Here is a 23,319-nt window from a genome sequence, read left to right as displayed (position 1 = left end):
CAAAGCAGGAGCAGCCGTGTCTTTGTAGCTGGTCAGAGCGCCGTGCAGATACAGGCCAGAGGTGGACGTGTCCCGTTTTTGAGCCGCCCCAGGTGCTCGTTTAGGCCACTTTCTCGTTCTTGAAATTGAGGTTCGTCATAAGAAGAGCTTTGTGATGGCGCCCGTCACCCCCATCAAACACGCCGCTATGAGAAAAGGCACCAGAAACGTGCCCACGTCGATCCGATACCGCTTAGACTGAATTCTAGCGATTTCAGCACGCATCTTTTCGTCAGCGAGCTTCAGATTAGTGGAGCATGTTTCTGTCATGATCTCGGTATCTCCTCATGTTCATTTTGACCATTGCCATCGCAAACACCAAACATCATTCTCGTAGCAACCTCTACACGCTGACCTCACCCTAAAAGCTATCTTCTCCCTCGTTCGGCCTAAGGTCTCTCTCAGTCCGATGAGCACCTCCCTTTGGTCGGCGCTCAACCAAGTCGTGTGCCTTGTTATCAAGCGTTGATCGCCTATTCATTGTGTTCCAGTTCGAAACCATAGAACACCATTACAGCCCAAAAGTAGGCCGCATAAGAAGTCGACTGTAAAGGAAATTGCTGGTCACCTGCAGCGTTGCAGACAGGCCCCTGGCGGTCACCTAGATGTTCATGAACTCTCGGAAGACAACGAACTTATTGAAATGTGTCTCCTCGGCACTCATCTTCGCAATATATTGGATAACCCCAGCAGATTCAACGCCCTGACAGTCAAAAGATCCCTGCCGCACCAAGCTCAGCCAGTGCATGTGCCCGATCTCGAACAAGCGCTCGGTGCGCTCGGCTCGTGTGGAAGATTCGATGTCCTGATCCACCTGCACAATCATGTGCCAATGCGGATTCACGTCCATTTTCTCTGGGAAGGCGAACCAGACCAAGCGCTCGTCCGGCCGCTTACCCCACTTCGGCCCGTTGATCTCACGGTTCACACGTGCATCCCACTCTTTCAGCAAAGCGCGCATACGCAGATAACCCAATGGCTGGTGGTTCGATGCCAGCGTAATGAAGTGCGTGAAATCGTAGTCAAGCAGCTTGGTGCGCAGCTCCTGGCGTATGCGCTGGTGCAGAGCACAGCGCCCTCCTCTGCCAATCGCTCCCTTTCCTGCCCAGTCCTTCATGTGTCCGGTTCCTTCGGTGATTTACGGTCCACTGGGCACTATAGCAACCGCGTTCACGGGACGCGCAAAATGGGCTAAAAATAATTACCAGCTTCTGGAGGTCGGTGCACGACCCTTGAATCCGAAAAGCCCACCAGGATGGCTGGGGCGCTCTCTGGCGGGCACTTAGACTATCAGCGTCGTCATTGTAGCAGGCAGCCTGCGATGCGCAGCCCTGAAGCTGTTGAGAAGCTCAGGCAAGTAGCCAACTGGCATGGGAACTTCCGTTTCAAGGTTGCTCGCGGCGCCAGAATGCATCCCCCTAGTCTCCATCTAAAAAACCTAGGACTTCGCTTCACATGTCTGGCACCGACGGGACCTACCGGGATGTCGAGCCATTCCTTGGCACGGCGAGAAGGGCTTCAATGTCCAAATGTTTCCGTGATCTGATCTATCGACCGCGTCTGAAAGTGAGGCATGGGAGCTTTCTATCCACGGCTAACGGACAGGATGTGGTTGCGATGGCGCGTCCGTAAGCTCCTCTGGACGATCTGGCGCACTTTGTTCCACCCAATCCATGATTAACGTGCCGGACGGTCTATCACGCGGCACCATCACTCTGGACACACTCTGCTCGATCCGGGCGGTAACTGCGACACTGACATAGTGTGTTCTCAGGCGCGCTGTTTGCGTCGCTGAGCGCGGTCCATGTTCTGATGCGTTTCGTATGCTGCACGCACGCTATCGATGTTGTACGCGCTCTTCTACAGTGCTGGACTGACACCGAAGCCCCTTGTTTCCTTGGCTTCCTCACCGACAGAGGTTTACATTTCTCGTGAAAAACGCCGTTTTCGGCTTCAATCCGTCAACTTTATGTAAATCTTAGGTAAACCCTGAAGGCTGATTTTGCGGTGTTTTCGAGGGTTCGGGGTTTACGTGAACCGGCGCTGAAGTTGTCGGATGTCAGCCCATGTAAACCCCATGACAACCCTATCGCTTGTTGCTGCGGAAGTATTCGGGACCCGGCGAAGCGCAACGATCGAGCCATTCCTCACCGTGGTCCCAGCATAAGTCCAACTCATCCAGATCGAGGCGCGCAGCGACGCCGCAGGAGCTGCACCCGACGCAAGGTGGGCCGAGTTGCTCACCTCGCGCAGGAAGCGCAGCCAGGCGCGTTCGTTGGGGGTCAGCGGCACATGTTACCTACCTCCCGAAGATCGACTTGATCGCCGCCTGCGATCTGCTGGTAAGCCGGGGATCCGTGTTGTTCGAGGCCTCACGGATCGCCTGCAGCCAACCAACTTCGTTCGCGGTGACGGGTTCGCCGAACACCTCCACGACTGCCTCAGCCGCCGTCTGGCCGATCGCTTGTTCTAAAGCGAGCCGCATCACGAAGGCCGGATCTGCCTCCAGTGCGCGCGCCAAGGCCGGGACGCGATCCAGAGCGACCTTGGAGCTCCCCTGCTTGATCATCGTGATCATGTTCTGGTTGACATATCCGGCTTCGGCGGCGATTTCTGACTGGCTCTTCTGACCTTTCAGTTCGAGCACCCGGCGTTCCACTTATTTCGCCAACGGTGTATCTTCGTGCGGGTTTTTGGTCATCACTATCCTCTCCGATTGGATGTAGATCGAGTTTCTATTCTTCATTATAGCGATGACGTGTATGGGGATTTGTGGCGGGATTTGTTCGCAATGAAACCGCAAAGTTTTTCCGGCACCAACTACCACTGAAGCTCAGTGACCGGCACCAGAACCCCTTATTTTGCTGATCTTTGCCCCGGTCACTCGCCTTCGGGAGGCAGGGGCCGGAGGTTCGAATCCTCTCGCTCCGACCAAATATGCAAAGGCGCCCTTGGGCGCCTTTTGTGTTTTCAGGTTAGTGCTCCGCCTTTAGCCGCCGTTTGTGGCAAAACACATGAACAACCCGGCGCCACCTGTCATGGCAAGAGCTTCCATCGAACATCCACGCGTGTCATGGGCCGCATTCCAAGATGTATTGCCGCCACCATGGCGATCGTGATGTCCGACCGTGACACTGCCCTCACCGGAACTGGTCCAATTGCTACAGGTCTTATCGCCTTCCATCCATGGAAAGTAAGCAGTGCCATCCGCCATGGTGCCGGTCAGCAGATCATGGACATTCGGGCGATCACCCCGACCATTCACCAGATTGCCATTCTCATCCAGCCCAGTGGCTTTGACAATATTGGGACTAAGATGCAGCTCATCCAGATTGCCCGCGATCAATACACCCTTGGCATTGTGCCAAGGACCGCTGCCAATCCGCTCACGCGCTGAAATCCCGCGCTTGCCCTCTTCCTGTGTGCTGAGATAGGCGCGCCAGGTTTTGCCCGTGATACCGGCCGCTTCGGCGAGGCTGGCACAATGCGCGTCTGCACCCGCGAGCCCGCCGAGATCACCGCCCTTACCCGAGCCGACGCTGGTCACAAAAAAGCTCATGCTGGTGTCCTGAGCCAGCGCAGCCCCACCAGCGCTCAAGAGCAGCGGGATAGCGATCAGCGCGGCTTTTGCCGCTGCCATGGTCACTGTCATCTTTCTAGTCTCCCTTGTTGTATCGAAGCGAGCGCCTGACCGCATTCTAGCAGAACGATATCACGGACCCTGCTCTGCGGGCACATACGCTTGCCAACCTTTAAGTAGAGGCCAGCAGGAGGTTTTCAAACTTGAGCTAAGCACACCCGCCAAGGATGAACCCCCATAACGGAAGAAAGCCGCACTGAGATCTCTCGGTGCGGCTTTCTTTTATGTATCTCCAATTGGCTCTGATCCGCCAATTAGGCTCGAATTTCGTGCCCAGATTACCCGTGCAGGCGTTCCAGCAGGTCACCCAATGTGGCCTTTTCCTCAGCGCTGTATTTTGCCACCCGGCTGCGCCATAGCGTGGCCTGCGAGCGCAGGATCAGACCGTCCGACATCAGCTTCAGGTGGTTGGCCCGCAGGGTTTCCCCGGTCGATGTGATATCGGCAACCATTTCAGCCGTCTCGTTCTTGACGGTGCCCTCGGTCGCGCCTTGGCTATCAACCAGTTGATAATCCGCAACACCTGCGTCCATCAGATATTCACGCACAAGACGGTGATACTTCGTCGCGATGCGCAACCGATGGCCGTGTTTCGCACGGAAAGCGGCGGCGACCGCATCCAGATCGTCGATGGTCTCTACGTCGACCCAGACTTGTGGCACCGCCAGAATGAGATCGGCATGACCAAAGCCCAGCCCTGCGATTTCTTCAACCTGCTGCTCCCAGAGGGGTAGTTTTTCCTGTACCAGATCGGTCCCGGTCACCCCAAGATGGATGCGCCCGGCGGCCAGTTCACGGGGCATCTCCCCTGCGGACAGCAGCACCAGATCGATCCCCTCAATCCCCTCGACTGCGCCGGCATATTCACGGTCCGACCCGGTGCGCGACAGGGTAATTCCGCGTTTTGCAAACCACTCGAAGGTCTTCTCCATCAGCCGCCCCTTGGACGGCACCCCAAGCTTCAGGCTCATGACTTCGCCCCTTCCAGCAGCAGCATCAGATCGGGACGAACCACACCGCCGACGGCGGGGATTTCTGCCCCCTGCCCAAGCTGCCGCGTCAGCGCGTCATAGCGACCACCGCTGGCAATCACCGGCAGATCTGGACGGCTATCAGCGTAAAATCCAAACACGAAGCCATCGTAATATTCCATTGACGTGCGCCCGTATGAGGCTTCAAAATCAAGGCTGTCGACATCAATGCCCCGCGCCTTCATCGCTGCGGTACGCGCATCAAGCCGGTCCAGCGCAGGGTTGATCGCAGGCAGATCCACCGCGATATCGCGCAGCTGTTCAGATGCATACGGAATGGTCTCGCGCACCGCCATCAGCGCCTCTAGTGCGGTCAGCTCGTTCTCAGCAATCGGCGGGGCTGCCGCATCAGCGCGCAGGGCCTCAACACGGGCATCGACCTCCGCGGGGCGACGTTTGCCAATGGCGGGCACCTTCCCCGTCAACACCCCTTCGGTCGACAGCAGCTTGCGACGGCTTTCCGCAACTGGGCTGCGCCCGGCAAACTGGTCAAGCATCGCCCGGAACCGGCGCGGTCGCCAGATATGTCGCATCAGGGCTGCCTTGCGCAACGACGTGGTGTTAAGTCCCTCGACCGCAGCCATCAGAATACCGATATCCCCGGTCGCCGCCCGCACAGGCAGGTCGCGCAGTTGCAGCGCAATCAGCGCAAACACCTCGGCATCGGATCCGGCGGGATCATTGCGTTCAAAGACCTCATACCCGACCTGAAGATACTCGTTGGCGCGGTCTTCGTCGTGTTCCTGACGGCGAAATACATCGCCCGCATAGGTATAACGCGCAGGCTCTGCGCCATCGCGCATGTGCATTTCGACCACTGGCACGGTAAAATCAGGCCGCAGCATCTGCTCTCCGCGCAGCGCATCTGAGGTCACATAAGCGCGGGCACGGATGTCCTCACCATAGAGATCCAACAGTGTCTCCGCAGGCTGCAGGAACGGCGGCTCCACAACCCGTGCGCCAGCAGCCTCAAAACTCATGCGCAGCCGCGCGGCCAGCGACAGGGCGCTTAGACGATCACTCATCGTTCAGCCCTGCCCTGCGAGGATTTCGCGCACCTTGGCAACAAGATCACCGCGTGGCACTTCAAACTGGCTTGGACGCTCTTTCCACTCCTCAAGAGTCGCATTCTCAGCGATTTGCGCGCCAAGAATGAGATCCTTGATCTGCACCACACCGCTATCTTTTTCCTCGCCACCCTCGATCACCGCGATGGGCGAGTTGCGCTTGTCCGCATATTTCAACTGGTTGCCGAAATTCTTGGGGTTGCCCAGATAGACCTCGGCTCGGATACCTGCATTACGCAGCTCGGCCACCATGGTCTGATAGTCCGCCATGCGGGCCTTATCCATCACGGTAACGACGACGGGTCCAGTGGCCTCGGCCTTGATCCGGCCCTTTTCGCGCAGCGCCGCCAACAGACGGTCGACGCCAATGGACACGCCAGTTGCCGGAACTTCCTGACCGGTAAACCGCTTTACCAAGTCATCATAGCGGCCACCGCCAGAAACCGAACCGAACTGCCGTTTGTGGCCTTTCTCGTCAAGGATCTCAAAGGTGAGTTCCGCCTCATAAACTGGCCCGGTGTAATAGCCCAGACCGCGCACCACCGATGGGTCAATGTCGATGCGGTCAGCACCGTAGCCGCCTGCGGCCAGTAGTTCGCCGATCTGCTCCAGCTCGCCAACACCCTCAGCACCAATGGAGCTGCTGCCAACCGCCTCGCGGAGGTTGGCAAGGGTCTTGGCAGCGTCCGCCCCCTTGGACGTCAGGAAGGCCAGCACCGGCGCGGCCTGATCTTCCGACAAACCAACACCATCGATAAACGCACCGGATGCATCCAGACGCCCCTTGGTCAGCAATTCGCGTACGCCTGCCTCGCCAACCTTATCGAATTTATCGATGGTGCGTAGCACATCGTCGCGCTTGGCATCGCCTGCCTCGAGCCCCATGGCCTCCAGCACGCCATTCAGCACTTTGCGATTGTTCACCCGCACCAGATAGTCGCCGCGCGGAATGCCGACGGTTTCCAACGTATCAGAAAGCATCGCGCAGATCTCAGCGTCCGCCGCCATCGAGGCAGTGCCAACGGTATCAGCGTCACATTGGTAAAACTGGCGGTAGCGCCCCGGACCGGGCTTCTCATTGCGCCAAACCGGCCCCATCGCGTAGCGGCGATACGGCGTCGGCAGGTCGTTGCGGTGCTGGGCGTAAACCCGAGCCAGCGGGGCAGTCAGGTCATAGCGCAGCGCCATCCAATCACCGTTGCCGCTGTCGTCGTATTCCTGCCAGGCGAAAACCCCCTCATTCGGACGATCGACATCGGGCAGGAATTTGCCCAGCGCCTCAACGGTTTCCACCGCAGAAGATTCCAGCGCATCAAACCCGTAGAGATGATAAACCCCCGCGATGGCCTGCAGCATCTCGCTGCGCTGGCTCACCTCTTCGCCGAAATAGTCACGGAAGCCCTTGGGCGTGATCGCCTTGGGGCGGGGCTGTTTCTTGACTTTGGCCATCTTGGCCTCCTCGGGGTGTCAAATGGGTCAGATACTCGCTCGGCGGTCTAGCCCAAGGGCGGGCTGACAGCAAGGCGGCAGAGGTGCACACCCGGCAAGGCGTCTCTGCCCTGCCTCACATGCAGGCACTGTGTTTCAGACTTGTGACAGCATGGACGCGCGCGCCGCCAGCGCATATGAGAGCGTGAGCCCTAAGGAGACAGCCATGCAACATCTCGAAGAACAGATCGCCCACCTGACGCGCACCGTCGATGATCTGAGCGAGGTCATCAACCGGCAGCAATCAGAGATCGACCGGCTGACTCATCGCGTCGCCATGCTGTATCAGCGCGAAGCCGCCCGTGAGCAGGACGGCGGCGGCGGGGTTGTCATCGGTGACGAACGCCCACCGCATTACTGATCTTCTGTGACGGCTGACTGTGGCGCTTTTTAGCCGTCGCTGCTCGCCGGGGACGGTTTGAACGACAGCAAGCGCAGCGCATTGAGCGTGACTAGCACCGTGGCGCCGGTATCTGCAAGGATGGCAATCCACAGACCGGTGATGCCAAGAACCGAGGTCACGAGAAACACCCCCTTAAGCCCCAACGCCACAGCAACATTCTGGCGAATGTTGCTCAGCGTCGCCCGTGACAGTCGGATGACACCAACAACATCGCTGACCCGGTTCCGCAAGATCGCCGCATCTGCGGTCTCAAGCGCCACATCTGTGCCCGATCCCATTGCGACTCCGACCTGAGCCGTCGCGAGCGCAGGCGCATCGTTGATCCCGTCGCCAACCATCATGACCTGAGCGCTCCGGGTAAGATCCTGCAGCGCCGTGACCTTATCCTCCGGCATCAGCTCCGCGTGATGGTCCAGGCCCAAGTGCCCGGCAATCGCCTCTGCCGTGCGGGTGTTGTCCCCGGTCAGCATGGTCGTATTGATCCCCATCCGCCTCAGCTCTTGTACTGCGTCAGCCGCATCTTCGCGGGGTTCATCACGTAGCGCGATTAGCCCGTAGAGCATCTCTTCGCTGAACAGAACGACGACCGTCTTGCCCTGCGATTCCAGCTTGGCCGCCTGCGCAAGGGCGGCCTCTGTCATGACACCGGTCTCTGAGGCAAAACGCGGAGATCCGACAGTGATCATAACAGATCCAACCTTAGCAGAGGCGCCCTTGCCCGGCACCGCACGTGCCTCCTGTCCCAACGGAATATCCACGCCGCGGGCAGCCGCCCGCGCGCAGATCGCTTCCGCCAGCGGGTGGCTCGACTCGCGTTCAACAGCAGCGGCCAGTTCCAACAGCTTATCCTCGCTACCATGATGAACAACGATGTCCGTGACCTGCGGCCGCCCACAGGTCAGCGTCCCGGTCTTGTCAAAAGCCACATGTGTGGTGCCAGCCGCGGCCTCAATGACCGCACCCCCCTTCAGCAGCAGACCGTGGCGCGCCCCGGCTGACAAAGCCGACGCAATGGCCGCCGGAACACTGATCACTAGCGCGCAGGGGCAACCAATCAGCAGCAACGCAAGCGCGCGATAAATCCAGGTGTCCCAATCCAGACCGAAGCCAAGCGGGGGCACCAGTGCCACCAACAGCGCGACCCCAACAACGATGGGCATATACACGCGGCTGAAACGGTCGATAAATCGCTCAGTCGGGGCGCGGGCACTCTCGGCCTCTTCAACCAAGCGAATGATCCGCGAGATGGTATTATCTGCTGCCGCACGGGTCACGCGCACCCGCAGGACGGCCTCGGCATTGATCGATCCGGCAAAAACCTCGGAACCGGGCTCTTTCAGGCACGGAACGCTTTCGCCTGTCACCGGGCTTTCGTCGACGCCGGAGACCCCATCGATAACTGCGCCGTCCGCTGGCACCCGGTCACCGGGGCGAACCACAACGATCTGACCTTCACGCAGGCTGTCTGCTGCGACCTCCTCCAACACATCACCCCGCTCCACAAACGCAGTTTTGGGCACGAGATCGGCCAGCGCACGAATCCCGTCTCGTGCTTTGTTCGCGGCCAACCCTTCCAGCATTTCACCCACGGCAAAGAGGAACACCACCAGCGCAGCCTCTTCGGCAGCGCCAATAAACAAGGCGCCAATCGCCGCAATCGACATCAGCATTTCGATGGTGAATGGCATTCCCGCCCGGAGCATCGCAAAGGCGCGGCGTGCGATGGGAGCCACGCCAATCAGGGTTGCCAGCATAAACGCCCAGAGGCCCACCGTAGGGGATGCCATGAGTTTGATCGCCCAGGCCAGCGCCAGCAGCAAACCGGTTCCTAACAGCAGTTGCCCCTTACCGCTGCGATACCATGCAGGTGTCTCAGTCACTGTGGCAGCGCTGACCTGCGTGTTGCCGCAGCAGAGGGTCCGGTCGGTCACGGCCCCGTCTCCACGGGCCATCAGGTCAAATCCGAGCCTGCGCACCGCCTTCTCCACAGCGATCACCGACCCCTCTTGCGGGTCCAGATCCAGGCGCAGCCGTTCCGCCATCATCGCAACCTCAACGCCGCTGACACCTGGCAATCGTTCAACCGCGCCGCGCAGTTTGGTCGCGCAGGAGGCACAGTCCATCCCTGTGACCCGCCACTCCAGCTGCTCACCCGTATCCTTGGCCATGTAAACGCCGCCTTTCCTGCTCTCATATGCTGTCAGCGCACTATGTAGTTGCTACAGCCACTAGAGCTTCAAGACATTTCTTCAGAAAAACCCGATCCAAATTCATCCGCGCTCAAGACGTGCCGCAACGGCCTTGTTGGGAAAGGACAGAAAGCCGCTAAGCTGCGCAGAACGCCTGGCCGATCCGCCAGCACCACGACCAAGGAGGCGCCGCCGTGCTGCAGGGTATTCGTGTTATCGAAATTGAAGGACTGGGTCCTGCGCCCTTTGCCGCGATGATGCTGGCAGATCTGGGGGCTGACGTTATTTGCGTCCACCGCAAAGGGCAAAACGCAGGCCTAATGCCACCACATCCGATCATCGACCGTGGCAAACGCTCCATCATGCTGGATCTGAAATCTGCGGCCGATGTGGAGACGCTGCTGCAGCTGGTCGAAAGCGCCGATGCGTTGATAGAAGGGTTTCGTCCCGGCGTGATGGAGCGCCTGGGCCTTGGGCCTGCGGCCTGTCATGCTCGCAACCTTGATCTTATCTATGGGCGCATGACAGGCTGGGGGCAGGACAGCCCACTGGCGCAGACTGCAGGCCATGATCTGAACTATACCGCGCTTTCAGGCGCACTCTGGTATGACGCGACGCCCGGAACACCACCCCAGCCGCCTGCGACACTGGTAGGCGATATTGGTGGAGGCGCGCTTTATCTGGTCGCAGGTATTCTCGCAGCACTTGTTAAGCGTGGAAACGTCCAAGATGATAGCCCGTCCGGATGTGTGGTTGACGCAGCGATATACGATGGCTCAGCCCATATGATGAACCTGCTGATGACATTGCAACAGGCCGGACAATTTGTGACAGCGCGCGGGGCGAGCCTGCTGGATGGGCCCCATTGGAGCCGTTGCTACCTCTGCGCTGACGGCGGCCATATCAGCGTGCAATGTCTGGAACCACAGTTCTATGCAGAGTTTCTGTCACGTCTGGATCTGGACGAGGACGCACAATTCGCTCAGCAGCATAATAAAGGGCTGTGGCCGGTGCTCGCCGCACGACTGACCGGGATCTTTGCGACCCAGACGCGGGACTACTGGGCCGATCTATTCGATGGCAACGACGCTTGCGTGGCCCCCGTCCTGTCACCGGAAGAAGCCGTGACCCATCCAATGAACACGCGCGGGACATGGATCATGGCAGCCAATGGCCTGCAAGCTGCACCCGCGCCGCGTTTCTCAGGTCAGGGAGAGTGGACCGCCCCTCCCGCGCCAGAACGCGGTGAGCATACAGCCCAGATACTGGCCGACCTGATGCAGCGCCGACGCTAAGTCAGTCGGCTTTCTTGGCTTTCTCAGCCGCCGCCTTCATTCGCGCCAGCAGGTCAGCTTTCGGATTGCGGCCGCCGTATGGGTTGTTGTCGGACCCTTTGGCGTTGTGTTCTTGGTGGCGCGGGCTGTTCTTGCCCTTTTTGGGGACGCCAGATTTCTTGTAGTCCATCGACTTGCCCTTTCGGCGTGATCGCAAAAGGCGCTGATGCCGCAATTGGCCTCAGCGCGCAAGATTATTACTAGCATCACATTGTGGAGCGCAGACGGATCAGCCGCCCCGTACCGCATCAATCATGCGTTGCACATTGTCCGGGTCCGCATCAGGCGTGATACCATGACCAAGGTTGAAGATATGCGGCCCATTGCCAAAGGCTTTGACGATGCGGCGGGTTTCATCCACCAGTTCCTGCCCCCCGCTGACCATATGACGCGAGGCAAGATTGCCCTGCACACAGCCGTCCACCTGCACATGGGCTGCCGCCCATTCAGGATCCACCGAATTATCAAGCGCGACGCAATCCACCCCGGTTGCCTTGGCAAACCCGACATATTTTTCGCCCGCCTCACGCGGGAAACCGATGACCGGGATGCCCGGATGACGCTGCTTCAGCGCCTCGGTGATCTGACGACACGGCTCCAGCGCATATTTCTCAAACGCCTCACCAGGCAGCGAGCCTGCCCAGCTGTCAAAGATTTTGACCACCTCTGCACCGGCTTTGATCTGCATCGACAGATATTCGATCGTCGCCTCTGTGATGCGCGCCAGCAAAGCCTCAAACAGCGGGTTGTTCTCCTGACGCAGCAGATGCGCAGGCCCCTGATCCGGGGTGCCGCGCCCGGCAATCATATAGGTCGCGACAGTCCAGGGCGCACCGGCAAAGCCGATCAGCGTGGTCTCAGACGGCAGCGCTGAAGAGAGCAAACGCACGGTCTCATAGATCGGGTTCAGCGTTTCGTGGATATCGCTGACCGGGCCCAGTCTGGCGAAATCCGCCTCAGTGGTGACTGTCGACAGCCGCGGCCCCTCGCCGGTCACAAACCAAAGATCCGCCCCCAGAGCCTGCGGCACCAGTAGGATATCGGCAAAAAGGATCGCAGCGTCGAACCCGTAGCGGCGGATTGGCTGCAGAGTGACCTCGGTTGCCAGCTCCGGATTGTAGCAGAGCGACAGGAAATCACCTGCCTCGGCCCGTGTGGCGCGATATTCCGGCAGATAGCGACCGGCCTGACGCATCATCCAAATCGGCGGCACATCCTGTGTCTCGCCCGCCAATGCGCGCAGCAGTTTCTTCTGTTCGGCCATGGTCACCCTCATATCTATGTTGCATCTGAGGTCTAGCCTTGGCGGCAAATTGTCAAGGGCAGCAGGACCGGTGCTTGTCATGGCATTATGTCGCGATTAAGGGTCAATACATGACAAAGATCGATCTGCCCTCCCCCGCTTCGCCCCTGAAAATCGGCACCCGCGGTTCGCCTCTGGCGCTGGCTCAGGCCCATGAAACCCGCGCCCGGCTGAGTGCCGCCTTCGACCTGCCTCAGGCGGCGTTCGAAATCGTGGTCATCAAGACCAGCGGCGACAATCAGGCGCTGATCGCGGCGGACAAACCGTTGAAAGAACTGGGCGGCAAGGGGCTGTTCACCAAGGAAATCGAAGAGGATTTGTTGTCCGGCGCCATCGATATCGCGGTGCATTCGATGAAGGATATGCCTGTGGCGCAGCCTGCCGGGTTGCTGCTGGAGACCTATCTGCCCCGCGAAGACGTGCGTGATGCCTTCGTCTCGCCGGATGTCACCGCAATTGCCGATCTGCGCGAGGGGGCCATTGTCGGCACCTCTTCCCTGCGGCGGCGTGCCCAGCTGCTGCATCGCCGCCCCGACCTGCAAGTCGTGGAATTTCGCGGTAACGTTCAGACTCGCCTGGCCAAGCTGCGCGATGGTGTCGCGGAATGTACGTTTCTGGCAATGGCCGGCCTGAACCGCCTCGGCGCAGATCAGGTGCCCGCAACCCCCATTCCGCCTGAGGACATGCTGCCCGCCGTAGCCCAAGGCGCCATTGGGATTGAGCGGCGCGCGGATGACAACCGCACTGGCGATATGCTGGCCGCGCTGCATGACCGCCGAACCGGAGAGCGTCTGGCCGCAGAACGTGCATTTCTGGCCGCACTTGATGGGTCCTGCGAAACCCCGATTGCCGGGCTGGCAACCCTGAACGGCGGGACACTGAGATTGCGCGGCGAAGTTCTACGCCCTGACGGTTCCGAGGCGATCAGCGATGAGCAGTTCTGCCCGGTTGAGGATGGCGCAGAACTGGGCCGTGAGATGGCGGCAAAGCTGCTGGCGCAAGCCGGGGCAGGCTTCTTCGACTGGAGACGCTAAGGCTAGGCCACAGGATGCGAGGCGCTGCCTCGCGCTCCGGGATATTTTCAGCCAGAAGATGCGCCAAGTGTGGTGCCTCAGATCTGACCGGACCAGCGCAACCAACGCTCTGGCCCACCGCCAAAGACATTCAGGTCGACGTTCCCCTCAATCCCCGGCACGCGCCCGGTGCCGGTATATTGCCAGAACCGCCATAGCGCGCCGGGATAGGTGACATGGGGGTGATCCGCAACAGAGCGCAGCCAGAATTCGGTGCCCCTCAGGCGGCCGATGCCAGTATCACGGTAGAAATCAACGGTGGTGTAGAGCACTGGGCGGCGTCCGTAATGCGCCTCAAGAATATCGAGAAACCGATCCGCCTCGGCACGGATTTTACTGCCGGAAGGCCGTTTGGTGCAGGTGCGCGAATGAGGCGTCCATTCCATATCGAGCACATGGGGCAAGGCCTGACTGTCGCGCGGGACATGACGGATGAACCAGCGCGCCTGCTCCGCCGCTGGGCGGCAGAAGTAGAAGTAATGGTACGCGCCGCGTTTCACCCCCGCCCGCCGCGCGCGGCGCCAGTGATCACGGAATTTCGGATCCGCCAGATCACCGCCCTCGGTCGCCTTGAGATAAGCGAAGCTGATGCCTGCGGCCTTCACCCGGCGCCAGTTGATGTCCCCCTGCCAACGTGAGACATCGATCCCGTGGATGGGATAGGACCAGGGTGTGCGTCCCTCCCAGGGATGCGGATCGGTATCGGCGAATTTAGGATGGGTAATGAGCTGTGCTCGCGCTGCCGCAAGGCTGGCCTGTGTTGCGCCGGGCTGCACCGGTTGCCCTATGGCCGGGGACGGTGACGGCGCCCTGTCTGCTGCACAGGCAGTCAACACCAGTATAGCCGCAAGCCCCACCCAGAATCTGCCCATAACCATCTGCCCTACCTGCCTGACACCGCGCGCTTTATCGCGCTTTGCATCAGTAAAGCCTGCACGACCGTTGAGGGCAATGCTCAAGCTCGCCGCCCGCTGCCGTCAGCAGAAGCCCGCGCGATCAGACCCATTTCGCCATTGGCGGCAGGCTCATCAGCACCGCATTGGCATCATGCCCGGTCTCCAGCCCGAATTTCGTGCCGCGATCATAGACGAGGTTATATTCCGCATAGAGTCCGCGATGGACCAGCTGAGTATCCTTTTCCGGTGCGCCAAATGCCATCGCCCGACGCTTCTCGACCAATGGCAGATAGGCAGGCAAGAAGGCACGGCCAATATCCTGCGTCAGAGCGAAATCCGCCTCCCAATCACCACTGTTGCGATCGTCCATGAAAATGCCGCCAACGCCGCGTGCCCGGTTGCGGTGGGGAATATAGAAGTACTCATCTGCCCATTCCTTCAACTCCCCATAGAGAGTGTCCCCATGCGGCGCCAGATGCTCCTCTTGGGTGCGGTGGAAATGGGCCGTGTCCTCATCATACTCAAGACAGGGGTTAAGGTCCGAGCCGCCACCGAACCACCAGGCGTGCGGAGTCCAGAACATCCGCGTGTTCATGTGGACGGCAGGCGCATGGGGGTTCTGCATATGGGCCACCAGTGAAATACCAGAGGCCCAGAACCGCGGGTCGTCCTGCATGCCCGGGATGCCCTTACGGGCTGCCATCGCAGCTTGTGCGCGGGCGCCAAGGGTGCCGTAGACCTCCGAGATATTCACACCCACCTTTTCGAACACGCGACCACCACGCATCACGCTCATCAGGCCGCCACCGGCATCGCTGCCATCCTCGGCGCCGCGGGTGGTTTCGCTGACCTCAAACCGCCCGGCAGGCTGATCGCAGAGGGGGCCGCTGTTGTGGCTGTCTTCCAGTGCTTCGAAAGCCGCGACGATGTCATCGCGCAAAGATTTGAACCAGGCCGCTGCGCGGGCCTTTTCGTTGATCATATCGGTGCTCATCTGGTCGCCTATGTCCGCAGGAGAGGTGGGAGTTGGTTTAATGGACCGGCACGGCAACCGTGTCCAGCAACGTGCGCCCGCCATCCAATGTGACAATCTGTCCTGTCATAAAGGCGGCGGCGTCGGAGGCAAGGAACTGCGCGGCCTCGGTCAGCTCGCTGGGAGAGGCAATCCGGCCCAGCGGCGTATGCCGTTCGATATCCTGCCGGTAAGCGCGATTATCCTTCAGCGTGGCCTGCATCGAGGCACTCATCACCGAGCCGAAAGCGATGGAATTGACCCGGATCCGGTGCGGCGCAAGCGATACCGAAAGCGAGCGGGTCAGCTGGTCCAGCGCCGCAGACGCCACGCAATAGGCCATAAGCTCAGGGTGGGACCGGCGCGCTGCGATGGATGACAGGTTGATGATCGCGCCATTCGGTCCACTGCTGTCGCGCTGCTCGCCCTGTTTGATCATCCGCCGCGCCACCTGTTGCGACAGACGCATCGTCGGCAGCAGGGTTTCATTGAGCAGCAGTTCCATCGACTTATCTTCTGGATCCAGCGGATCGGTCGGCACCACCTGCCGAGCGCCATTGACCAGAATATCGACCTCATCAAAGGCATCAATAGTTGCCGATAGGAGATTAGCGATGGTCAGCCGTTCCCGCAGATCTCCGGCAAAATAGCGGATATTACTCTCATCCGCCTGGGTGCCCAGCTCACTCAGCAAGGCCCGTTCATCGGTATCGGCAAACATCACATTGGCACCAGCCGCAGCAAATTGCTTACCTATAGCCAAGCCGATGCCACTGGCTGAGCCGGTAACGATGGCCGTTTTGCCAGAAATGGAAAAAGACATGAATGACCTCCGTCAGGACCGAGAGGATGGACCAGCGGCCAGCCTCTTTTCTGCAACCTAGACTGCGGACAGAAACAAGGGAACCACCCTTTGTCATCCGCCTCTGTCAGCGCCGGTGACGGCGTGGGCGACTGGCCTGCAGCACTTTGAATCGATTGTCACCTGCGACCTCCGTCACCGTAGCAAACTGTTCGGCAAGTGTGGCCTCATAGGGAAGATGCCGGTTGGCAACCAACCAGAAAGCGCCAGCGGACGCCAGCATACCGGAGGCTGCTGTGATGAAGGCCTGCCCCAGCGACGGCTCCGCAGCGCGTGTGGTGTGGAACGGCGGGTTGGAGATGACACAATCGACCCGTTCCGGTGCCTGCCAACTGCGGGCATCCGCCCAGTGAAACTGGGCGCGGGGATCGTTTATATTCTGTCGTGCACAACTGAGCGCACGGTGGTCAGCTTCGACGAGATGCAGCGTCTGCACTGTCTCTCGTTGTAATACCGCTGAAGACAGATATCCCCAGCCGGCGCCAAGATCGACCACATTACGGCCCAGCTTCTCCGGCAGGGCGGCGACAAGCAGGGCCGAGGCCGGATCCACACCATCGGCGGAAAACACTCCCGGAGCGGTCTGAAACTCTCCGTCAATCTGCGTGGTTGCAGCCTGCCAGTCGCTCAGATCTGTGCCTGTCGCATCAAAGCTGAACGCCTTCCCGTGGGCTTTTGAGATGGGTGCCGACACCTCGCAGCGCGCGCGCAGAGCTTTCAGCACCGAATCAACGCCGTCCGTCTTGCTGCCATCGACCAGAACAGGCCCGTCGCTGAGCGCTGCCGCCTGCGCCAATAGGCCACGCGTCAGCGCCTTGGCACGCGAAAGGAACACAACCGCTGCCGCAAACCGTGCCTCAGCAGGCACCTCAGGCACGCAGTCATAGCCCCCCGCCACAAGCGCAGCATAATCAGGAGCAAAGGGCTGAACGATCAGAACCCGCTCTTTCGGTAGGGCCGAAAGGTCCACATCAGAGGCGGGATGAAACACCGCGATACGACCGGTTTCGGGCACGGAAAATCCACCCGTCTCGACGGCCAGGGACAGACGAATAGACATCTAGAAGCCTCTTTTTATTCTTCTTTTTCCATCGTGCATTGCAACGGATGCTGATGGCGATGGGCAAAATCCATGACTTGCCCCACCTTGGTCTCGGCGATTTCATGGCTGAACACGCCAACCACAGCGACGCCTTTTTTATGCACGGTCAACATCACTTCAAACGCCTCGGCATGTGTCATGTTGAAGAACCGTTCCAGCACCATGACCACGAATTCCATCGGGGTATAGTCATCGTTCAGCAACAGCACCTTATAGTGCGGCGGACGCTGCGTTTTGGGCCGGGTCTTGGTGAGGACACCGAGATCGGTATCGTCATCTGAATGATCCGACATCATAACTGGCGTGGGCAGCATTGGCACAGACTTCCGATCGTGGATGGATTTTGGTGTCCCGCTTATATAGCCTTTCTGGTGAATAGGAAAAGGCATTGAGCGTGTTGTATTGACCCGAAAATTGACAACAATTGGCTTCGATGCCGATGATACCCTTTGGCATAATGAACGATTTTTCCGCATTACTCAGGATCGCTTTGCCGAATTGCTGATGGACCACGTCCCGCAGGAGCTCGATTCGCAAGCTCTCGGCGCACGTCTGCTGGCCGCGGAGAAGCAGAACCTTGGCCGCTATGGCTACGGCGTGAAAGGCTTCACCCTGTCGATGATCGAAACCGCCATTGAGGTGACGGATGCCCACGTCCCGGCAAGCGTGATTCAGGAGTTGATTGTCGCAGGCCAGATGATGCTGTCCTATCCGATCGAATTGCTGCCCAGCGCACGAAGCGCGGTGGAGGCGCTGGCTGACAGCCACCGGGTGGTGCTGGTCACTAAGGGCGATCTATTGGATCAGGAGCGTAAACTGGCGCAGTCCGGTTTGGGGGATCTGTTCGACGGCGTTGAGATCGTGTCGGAGAAAACGCCACAGATCTATGCCGAGATTTTTGCACGACACGGTGATGGCCCCGAACACGCGATGATGGTGGGGAATTCCATGCGATCCGACGTGGTGCCCGTCATCGAGGCGGGTGGCTGGGGCACCTATGTTCCGCATGGCTTGGTCTGGGAAGTCGAATACGCCCCAGCCCCGGTTCACAGCTCCCGATATACTGAAATTGCCGATCTGAGCGCCCTGCCCGCGCTGGTGGCGCGGATCAGGTGATCCGCTTCCGGCCTCAGCAAACGCCCCAAGGCCCAACACAATGGACACGCCAATGCCTCATGCCGAAATAAAATATAGCAGCAATCTCGATCTTGATATCCCCGCGATTCTTGCTGAGATCGAACAGGTCATCCTGTCCCATGACGATGGTGCGGGCGATTGCAAGGGGCGCGGTTATTCGACCGATACCTATCACCACACCCATGTTGCGGTGAAGGTCTCTGTGCTGGTGAAGCCGCATCGCGATGCGAATTTTTCCAACACGTTACTTAAGTCGCTACACGCGGCAATCACTGCGCGAATCTCTGTCCCCTGTGCGTTTTCTCTGGAGCTGGCTTATACAGGCCCCTTCTATATCACCGGCCAACATCACCCCTGAACGATGAGCCCAGCCAAAGGGGCTGCAAGCGACCCGCCACACTTGCGAGCACCCAACAGGGAGTGCCTGCGCTCGACCTTGTTGCATGTCGGCACCAGACGGCAGCGCACAACCGCCAAAGACCGCAAGCTTTGCAACTTTTTTTACTAACACTTCTTTAACCAACCGCCGATGTAGTGGGTGCTCTCCGGGTGCTCCACTAGATATCGAAACCTCCGGCCTGTTCGCGATTTTCCCTTAAAAACCTCACTGTTTATTCCGAATAGACCCTGTGTTACGCTTTTTTAATACAGGCAAAAAACGTCAGTCGGAAAACCGGCGGCAAGAGGCAAAAATGGCAGATATCGTGCAGGTCACGCGGACTCCGCTGATCCGCGCAGGACGGGCGTGTTCCCGTCTGGGGCGTTGGGTCTTGGGACTGGTTATTTTCCTATCGATGGTCGCAACCGCGCCGCCCGGAGCGATGGCTGCGCCATACGCTGCGATGGTGATTGACGCCCGGACCGGAGAGGTCTTGCACTCGCGCAACGCTGATACAAGGCTGCACCCCGCCTCCCTGACCAAGATGATGACGCTCTACATCGCGTTCGAAGCGGTCCGCAACGGCGAGATCAGCCTTGATACCAAGGTCAAAATCAGCCGCAACGCCGCCTCCGAGCAGCCCTCCAAGCTGGGCCTGAAAACTGGTCAGCGCATTGCCTTTCGTTACTTGATCCGTGCCGCCGCAGTGAAATCCGCCAATGACGCCGCCACAGCCATCGGCGAGACACTGGCTGGATCAGAGGCCGCTTTTGCCCGGCGTATGACCCGCACCGCCAAGGCGCTCGGCATGTCGCGCACCACTTTCAAAAATGCGCACGGCCTGACCCAGAAGGGGCATATGTCCACCGCCCGCGACATGACAACGCTGGGGCGGCACCTGCTCTATGACTATCCTGAATATTACAACCTCTTTTCGCGCCGGTCGACGGATGCGGGCGTGCGCAAGGTGCCCAACACCAACCGCCGCTTGCTGGCGGCCTACCGTGGCGCCGATGGAATCAAGACTGGCTACACCCGTGCCGCCGGTTTCAACCTCGTCGCCTCGGCCGAACGTGGCAATGAGCGGGTCATCGCAACGGTTTTTGGCGGCAAATCCTCCACTTCCCGCAACGCCAAGGTCGCCGAACTGCTGGATCTCGGCTTTCGCCGGGCGCCCAGTCGCGCCAAACTCCGCCGCCCGGCCCGCCCACCTTATCAAGGCAATCGCGGTCTCGGAACACAGCTGGCCGGCGCTAGCGACAGCACACCAAATGGTGCTGCAGGTAAAACAATCCGCGTTTCAGGTCTGGTGAAGACCAGCTTGCGTCCGAAGGGTCGCCCGGCATCAGACGAACCGGGCACCGCGACACTGCTGGCAGAGGCGCAGACAAACACCCCGACCGCCGATGCGCTAACCACCGAAGCACCTTCGGCCGCAAGCGACGACGCACCAAAACTGGATCGCGACGTGCTACAGGCCAGCATCACCGCAGCGATTGCCGAGGCAGAAGTCATCGCTGCTGTAGCCGAGCAAGCCTCAACCCCGATCGCCAAGCCGCGTCCCTTTGTCGGGCTGCGCCCGATGGCGCGTCCCGCGCGGCTGGCTGAAAACCAGACGACCGCAGAACCGGAACCCGTCGTTGTCACCCGCCTTTCCACATCAGGTGGGCGCTACTGGGGGATCAATGTCGGGCGCTATGGCAGCCGCTATCAGGCGGAAAAAGTGCTGCTGCGTACCGCCCTGGCCGAAATGGCGACCCTGGACGGCAGCCTGCGCAAAGTTGTCAGAACACCTCGTGGCTTTGATGCCAATTTCCTTGGCATGACCAAAGAGAGTGCGGCCCTCGCCTGCCGCCGCCTCTCTGCCCGCAATATCACTTGCGAAACGGTCGGTCCCTCCTAAGCGCGGGATCGCAGAGCCAACAAGAAAAGGCGCCTCTGAGGCGCCTTTTCTTTTGACTGACTGCTACAGGGCCTTATCAGGGCTTCGGATGGTCGTCCCACTCATCGCTCAGGATGCGGCGGGCGTCCCCTTCAGGATCATCATATTGATTCGAACGCACGGTATAGAGAAACCCGACAAGGCCAACGCCTCCCAGAAACAGAGAGATTGGAATCAGATAGGTCAGTACACTCATCAGAACTCTCTTGGTCTGGGTTCACCGTCGCCTGCGCGTTTCATTACCGCAGGCGCAGCGCGTTCAGGGATACTGTAATGGACGAGGTCGACATCGCCAAGGCGGCCACCAATGGGGTCGCCAAACCAGCAACTGCGAGAGGGACTGCGATCACGTTGTAAAGCGTCGCAATGCGGAAATTCTCGCGGATGCGGCGGGTGGCTTTCTGGGCAACGGTGCAGGCTTCAGCAATAGGTGACAGATCCTGCCCAAGCAGAACAATATCTGAGGCAACCCGTGCTGCATCCAGCGCTGAGGCCGGCGAGATGGAGACATGGGCCGCCGCCAGCGCTGCCGTGTCATTAAGCCCATCGCCCACCATCAACACCCGATGCCCCTGCTGCGACAACAGCGATACCTGGTCGCATTTGTCTTGTGGCAAGGCTGCGGCAATCCAGCTCTTAATTCCAAGACGTGTTGCGAGATCACGAACCGCCCCCTCTGCATCACCGGAGATCAGCCAGACATCCTTGCCCGCTTTCAAAAGTGCCTCAACGGCGTCAGCAGCGCCGGGCCGCAAACTGTCAGAAAACGTCAGAGCCTGCGGTGCGCCTGCCCCCCGATCAAGATAAGCCGCTGTCTTCTCCCCCGGTTCGGCTCCGACCCAGGCCGCACGACCAAGACGCACCCGTTGCCCCTCATACAAGGCTTCACTGCCATATCCGGGAACTTCCTGCCGCCCGCTCAGGGGGATAGCTTCAACCCCGGCCTGTTCAGCGGCGCGACAGATTGCGACTGACAGCGGGTGGTCCGACCCCTGCGCCAACGCAAAGGCCAGCCTCTGATCCGACAGCGACAATTGATCAAAGTCGTCACAGTGTGGCTGCCCGTTGGTCAGGGTGCCGGTTTTATCGAAAACCACGGTATCGACCTCCGCCAGACGTTCCAGCGCGGTAGCTTGCTTGATCAACATGCCTTTCTTGAATAACCGACCAGAGGCTGCGGTGGTCACCGCAGGAACCGCCAGCCCCAGTGCACAGGGGCATGTGATGATCAAAACAGCTGCTGCGATATTCAGCGCGACCCGCATGTCGAAGGTGAAGAGGTACCAGCCAAGAAAGGCCAGCCCCGACAGGATGTGAACCCCCGGTGCATAGAGCTTTGCCGCACGATCTGCCAGTGAAGTGTAGCGCAAGCGACCGGATTCCGCGATGGCGACAAGATCCGCCAACTGATGCAGAGAGCTTTCGTTCCCGACCGCCGTCGCACGGATCACCAAGGGACCGGTCAGATTGACCTCACCTGCCGAAACCGAGCTTCCGACTTCGGCAAAAACCGGTAGCGTTTCGCCGGTCAGCAGGGATCGGTCCAGTTCAGACTGGCCCTCCAGCACGACGCCATCCACGGGCATTCGCCCACCGGGACGCACAAGAATATGGTCATTGATGACCAGATCTGCGACCGCCACTTCCACCGTTTGCCCCGCCGAATCCAGGCGCAGCGCACGCGGCACCTCCAAGGCGGCCAATTCCTCCGCAGCGGATCGAGCGACCGCGCGAGTGCGATGGTCCAGATATCTCCCCGCCAGTAGAAAGAACGTCAACGTCAGCGCCGCATCGAAATACGCATGCTCTCCAGAAAGGGAGGTCTCCCACAGCGAAGTCAGCAGGGCCAGAACAATTGCCAGAACAATCGGTACGTCCATATTCAGCCGCCCCACCCGCAGGGCTTGCCAGGCGTTGCGGAAGAACGGCTGCCCAGCAAATAGGATTGCCGGGAAGGTGATCGCCGCAGAAATCCAGTGGAACATATCGCGGGTTGCGTCGCTCGCCCCGGACCAGACCGAAATCGACAGCAGCATCACGTTCATGGAGGCAAAGAAGGCAACCGCCAATCGCATCAACAGGTCACGACCGGCCTGATCTGTCTGGGTTGCACTTAGCGCCGCGAGGTCCAGCTCATGCGCCTCGAACCCCAGGCGCTCCAAAACCGGCACCAGATCCAATGCGCGCACCTCGGGGTCCGCCTCAATCAGCGCGCGTTTCAATGTGAGATTCACCCGCGCGTTCCGCACGCCCGGCACCGCGTTCAGCCCGCGCTCAACGGTTGAGATGCAGGCCTGACAGTGGATACTGGGCAATGACAGCGCCAGACGCGCCTCGGTTGGCGCCTGCTCCACTGTGCCATTTGGTGCGGCAACGCAGCCTGGACAGGCGGCAAGTTGTGGGCGGACGGCGGTACTCATGG

General features: G+C 59.8%; 22 protein-coding genes. 6 read left to right on the top strand and 16 right to left on the bottom strand.

Annotation, left to right across the window (positions count from 1 at the left end; genetic code table 11):
• Positions 1 to 640: 640 nt before the first annotated feature.
• From GAL_RS02125 to hisS, 6 genes are all read right to left on the bottom strand, one after another.
• Entirely contained in the window at positions 641 to 1,156 is a 516-nt protein-coding gene (locus tag GAL_RS02125) for a hypothetical protein (protein WP_024095943.1), read from the bottom strand.
• A 1,182-nt stretch (positions 1,157 to 2,338) separates the two neighbouring features.
• Positions 2,339 to 2,686, bottom strand: a complete 348-nt coding sequence (locus GAL_RS02120) for a helix-turn-helix transcriptional regulator (protein ID WP_024095940.1) — start codon at positions 2,684 to 2,686, stop codon at positions 2,339 to 2,341.
• 342 nt (positions 2,687 to 3,028) lie between these two features.
• Positions 3,029 to 3,691: a hypothetical protein gene (locus GAL_RS02115; protein ID WP_024095939.1), complete on the bottom strand. Its 663-nt coding sequence runs from the start codon at positions 3,689 to 3,691 to the stop codon at positions 3,029 to 3,031.
• 266 nt (positions 3,692 to 3,957) lie between these two features.
• On the bottom strand, positions 3,958 to 4,650 hold the full coding sequence (hisG, locus tag GAL_RS02110) for an ATP phosphoribosyltransferase (protein ID WP_024095938.1): 693 nt from the start codon (positions 4,648 to 4,650) through the stop codon (positions 3,958 to 3,960).
• Positions 4,647 to 5,735 carry an ATP phosphoribosyltransferase regulatory subunit gene (locus GAL_RS02105; RefSeq protein WP_024095937.1) on the bottom strand — a complete coding sequence of 363 codons (1,089 nt, stop codon included), beginning with the start codon at positions 5,733 to 5,735 and terminating at the stop codon, positions 4,647 to 4,649. Before GAL_RS02105 ends, hisG begins: the two co-directional genes overlap by 4 nt.
• A 3-nt stretch (positions 5,736 to 5,738) precedes the next feature.
• Positions 5,739 to 7,226 (bottom strand): histidine--tRNA ligase, encoded by a 1,488-nt coding sequence (gene hisS, locus GAL_RS02100; RefSeq protein ID WP_024095936.1) that lies wholly within the window; start codon positions 7,224 to 7,226, stop codon positions 5,739 to 5,741.
• A gap of 205 nt (positions 7,227 to 7,431) precedes the next feature.
• Between hisS and GAL_RS02095 the strand changes: the two genes are divergently transcribed.
• Complete coding sequence (locus tag GAL_RS02095) at positions 7,432 to 7,626, top strand: SlyX family protein (RefSeq protein WP_024095935.1); 195 nt, start codon at positions 7,432 to 7,434, stop codon at positions 7,624 to 7,626.
• A gap of 29 nt (positions 7,627 to 7,655) precedes the next feature.
• Here the strand turns inward: GAL_RS02095 and GAL_RS02090 are convergent, their stop codons facing one another.
• A complete protein-coding gene (locus tag GAL_RS02090; protein ID WP_024095934.1) occupies positions 7,656 to 9,836 on the bottom strand; it encodes a heavy metal translocating P-type ATPase in 2,181 nt (726 codons plus the stop codon).
• A gap of 215 nt (positions 9,837 to 10,051) precedes the next feature.
• On the opposite strand from GAL_RS02090, the gene GAL_RS02085 reads away from it, so the two are divergent.
• Entirely contained in the window at positions 10,052 to 11,152 is a 1,101-nt protein-coding gene (locus GAL_RS02085; protein ID WP_024095933.1) for a CaiB/BaiF CoA transferase family protein, read from the top strand.
• A gap of 1 nt (position 11,153) precedes the next feature.
• Here the strand turns inward: GAL_RS02085 and GAL_RS22625 are convergent, their stop codons facing one another.
• A complete protein-coding gene (locus GAL_RS22625) occupies positions 11,154 to 11,321 on the bottom strand; it encodes a hypothetical protein (protein ID WP_024095932.1) in 168 nt (55 codons plus the stop codon).
• 99 nt (positions 11,322 to 11,420) lie between these two features.
• Complete coding sequence (hemE, locus tag GAL_RS02075; RefSeq protein WP_024095931.1) at positions 11,421 to 12,455, bottom strand: uroporphyrinogen decarboxylase; 1,035 nt, start codon at positions 12,453 to 12,455, stop codon at positions 11,421 to 11,423.
• Between the two features lie 110 nt (positions 12,456 to 12,565).
• Between hemE and hemC the strand changes: the two genes are divergently transcribed.
• Complete coding sequence (gene hemC, locus GAL_RS02070) at positions 12,566 to 13,528, top strand: hydroxymethylbilane synthase (RefSeq protein WP_040104272.1); 963 nt, start codon at positions 12,566 to 12,568, stop codon at positions 13,526 to 13,528.
• Positions 13,529 to 13,605: 77 nt separating this feature from the next.
• On the opposite strand, the gene GAL_RS02065 is transcribed toward hemC, so the two are convergent.
• The 5 genes from GAL_RS02065 to clpS all read right to left on the bottom strand — a co-directional run bounded on the left by GAL_RS02065 (position 13,606) and on the right by clpS (position 17,753).
• Positions 13,606 to 14,439, bottom strand: a complete 834-nt coding sequence (locus GAL_RS02065) for a glycoside hydrolase family 25 protein (RefSeq protein WP_040104241.1) — start codon at positions 14,437 to 14,439, stop codon at positions 13,606 to 13,608.
• Between the two features lie 124 nt (positions 14,440 to 14,563).
• Entirely contained in the window at positions 14,564 to 15,457 is an 894-nt protein-coding gene (hemF, locus tag GAL_RS02060; RefSeq protein ID WP_024095928.1) for an oxygen-dependent coproporphyrinogen oxidase, read from the bottom strand.
• A 37-nt stretch (positions 15,458 to 15,494) separates the two neighbouring features.
• Complete coding sequence (locus GAL_RS02055; protein ID WP_024095927.1) at positions 15,495 to 16,298, bottom strand: SDR family NAD(P)-dependent oxidoreductase; 804 nt, start codon at positions 16,296 to 16,298, stop codon at positions 15,495 to 15,497.
• Between the two features lie 106 nt (positions 16,299 to 16,404).
• Positions 16,405 to 17,397 (bottom strand): class I SAM-dependent methyltransferase, encoded by a 993-nt coding sequence (locus GAL_RS02050; protein ID WP_024095926.1) that lies wholly within the window; start codon positions 17,395 to 17,397, stop codon positions 16,405 to 16,407.
• Between the two features lie 14 nt (positions 17,398 to 17,411).
• Positions 17,412 to 17,753 (bottom strand): ATP-dependent Clp protease adapter ClpS, encoded by a 342-nt coding sequence (gene clpS, locus GAL_RS02045; protein WP_024095925.1) that lies wholly within the window; start codon positions 17,751 to 17,753, stop codon positions 17,412 to 17,414.
• 88 nt (positions 17,754 to 17,841) lie between these two features.
• Between clpS and GAL_RS02040 the strand changes: the two genes are divergently transcribed.
• From GAL_RS02040 to GAL_RS02030, 3 genes are all read left to right on the top strand, one after another.
• A complete protein-coding gene (locus GAL_RS02040) occupies positions 17,842 to 18,555 on the top strand; it encodes an HAD family hydrolase (protein ID WP_024095924.1) in 714 nt (237 codons plus the stop codon).
• Positions 18,556 to 18,595: 40 nt separating this feature from the next.
• Positions 18,596 to 18,934: a hypothetical protein gene (locus GAL_RS02035; RefSeq protein WP_024095923.1), complete on the top strand. Its 339-nt coding sequence runs from the start codon at positions 18,596 to 18,598 to the stop codon at positions 18,932 to 18,934.
• Between the two features lie 334 nt (positions 18,935 to 19,268).
• Entirely contained in the window at positions 19,269 to 20,858 is a 1,590-nt protein-coding gene (locus GAL_RS02030) for a D-alanyl-D-alanine carboxypeptidase family protein (RefSeq protein ID WP_024095922.1), read from the top strand.
• A 76-nt stretch (positions 20,859 to 20,934) separates the two neighbouring features.
• Here the strand turns inward: GAL_RS02030 and ccoS are convergent, their stop codons facing one another.
• Together ccoS and GAL_RS02020 are read right to left on the bottom strand one after the other, a co-directional pair.
• Positions 20,935 to 21,093 carry a cbb3-type cytochrome oxidase assembly protein CcoS gene (gene ccoS, locus GAL_RS02025; protein WP_024095921.1) on the bottom strand — a complete coding sequence of 53 codons (159 nt, stop codon included), beginning with the start codon at positions 21,091 to 21,093 and terminating at the stop codon, positions 20,935 to 20,937.
• 43 nt (positions 21,094 to 21,136) lie between these two features.
• Positions 21,137 to 23,317, bottom strand: a complete 2,181-nt coding sequence (locus tag GAL_RS02020) for a heavy metal translocating P-type ATPase (protein WP_024095920.1) — start codon at positions 23,315 to 23,317, stop codon at positions 21,137 to 21,139.
• Positions 23,318 to 23,319: the final 2 nt, after the last annotated feature.

Source organism: Phaeobacter gallaeciensis DSM 26640 (genome assembly GCF_000511385.1).
Lineage (GTDB): Bacteria > Pseudomonadota > Alphaproteobacteria > Rhodobacterales > Rhodobacteraceae > Phaeobacter > Phaeobacter gallaeciensis.
Note: the sequence above shows the minus strand (reverse complement) of the source record. Positions and strands in the feature narration are given on the sequence as shown.

Coding starts and splice junctions, on each gene's coding strand:
- GAL_RS02125 (WP_024095943.1), bottom strand. CDS start 1,156: ATGAAGGACTGGGCAGGAAAGGGAGCGATTGGCAGAGGAGGGCGCTGT.
- GAL_RS02115 (WP_024095939.1), bottom strand. CDS start 3,691: ATGACAGTGACCATGGCAGCGGCAAAAGCCGCGCTGATCGCTATCCCG.
- hisG (WP_024095938.1), bottom strand. CDS start 4,650: ATGAGCCTGAAGCTTGGGGTGCCGTCCAAGGGGCGGCTGATGGAGAAG.
- GAL_RS02105 (WP_024095937.1), bottom strand. CDS start 5,735: ATGAGTGATCGTCTAAGCGCCCTGTCGCTGGCCGCGCGGCTGCGCATG.
- hisS (WP_024095936.1), bottom strand. CDS start 7,226: ATGGCCAAAGTCAAGAAACAGCCCCGCCCCAAGGCGATCACGCCCAAG.
- GAL_RS02095 (WP_024095935.1), top strand. CDS start 7,432: ATGCAACATCTCGAAGAACAGATCGCCCACCTGACGCGCACCGTCGAT.
- GAL_RS02090 (WP_024095934.1), bottom strand. CDS start 9,836: ATGGCCAAGGATACGGGTGAGCAGCTGGAGTGGCGGGTCACAGGGATG.
- GAL_RS22625 (WP_024095932.1), bottom strand. CDS start 11,321: ATGGACTACAAGAAATCTGGCGTCCCCAAAAAGGGCAAGAACAGCCCG.
- hemE (WP_024095931.1), bottom strand. CDS start 12,455: ATGGCCGAACAGAAGAAACTGCTGCGCGCATTGGCGGGCGAGACACAG.
- hemC (WP_040104272.1), top strand. CDS start 12,566: ATGACAAAGATCGATCTGCCCTCCCCCGCTTCGCCCCTGAAAATCGGC.
- GAL_RS02065 (WP_040104241.1), bottom strand. CDS start 14,439: ATGGGCAGATTCTGGGTGGGGCTTGCGGCTATACTGGTGTTGACTGCC.
- hemF (WP_024095928.1), bottom strand. CDS start 15,457: ATGAGCACCGATATGATCAACGAAAAGGCCCGCGCAGCGGCCTGGTTC.
- GAL_RS02055 (WP_024095927.1), bottom strand. CDS start 16,298: ATGTCTTTTTCCATTTCTGGCAAAACGGCCATCGTTACCGGCTCAGCC.
- GAL_RS02050 (WP_024095926.1), bottom strand. CDS start 17,397: ATGTCTATTCGTCTGTCCCTGGCCGTCGAGACGGGTGGATTTTCCGTG.
- clpS (WP_024095925.1), bottom strand. CDS start 17,753: ATGCTGCCCACGCCAGTTATGATGTCGGATCATTCAGATGACGATACC.
- GAL_RS02035 (WP_024095923.1), top strand. CDS start 18,596: ATGGACACGCCAATGCCTCATGCCGAAATAAAATATAGCAGCAATCTC.
- GAL_RS02030 (WP_024095922.1), top strand. CDS start 19,269: ATGGCAGATATCGTGCAGGTCACGCGGACTCCGCTGATCCGCGCAGGA.
- ccoS (WP_024095921.1), bottom strand. CDS start 21,093: ATGAGTGTACTGACCTATCTGATTCCAATCTCTCTGTTTCTGGGAGGC.
- GAL_RS02020 (WP_024095920.1), bottom strand. CDS start 23,317: ATGAGTACCGCCGTCCGCCCACAACTTGCCGCCTGTCCAGGCTGCGTT.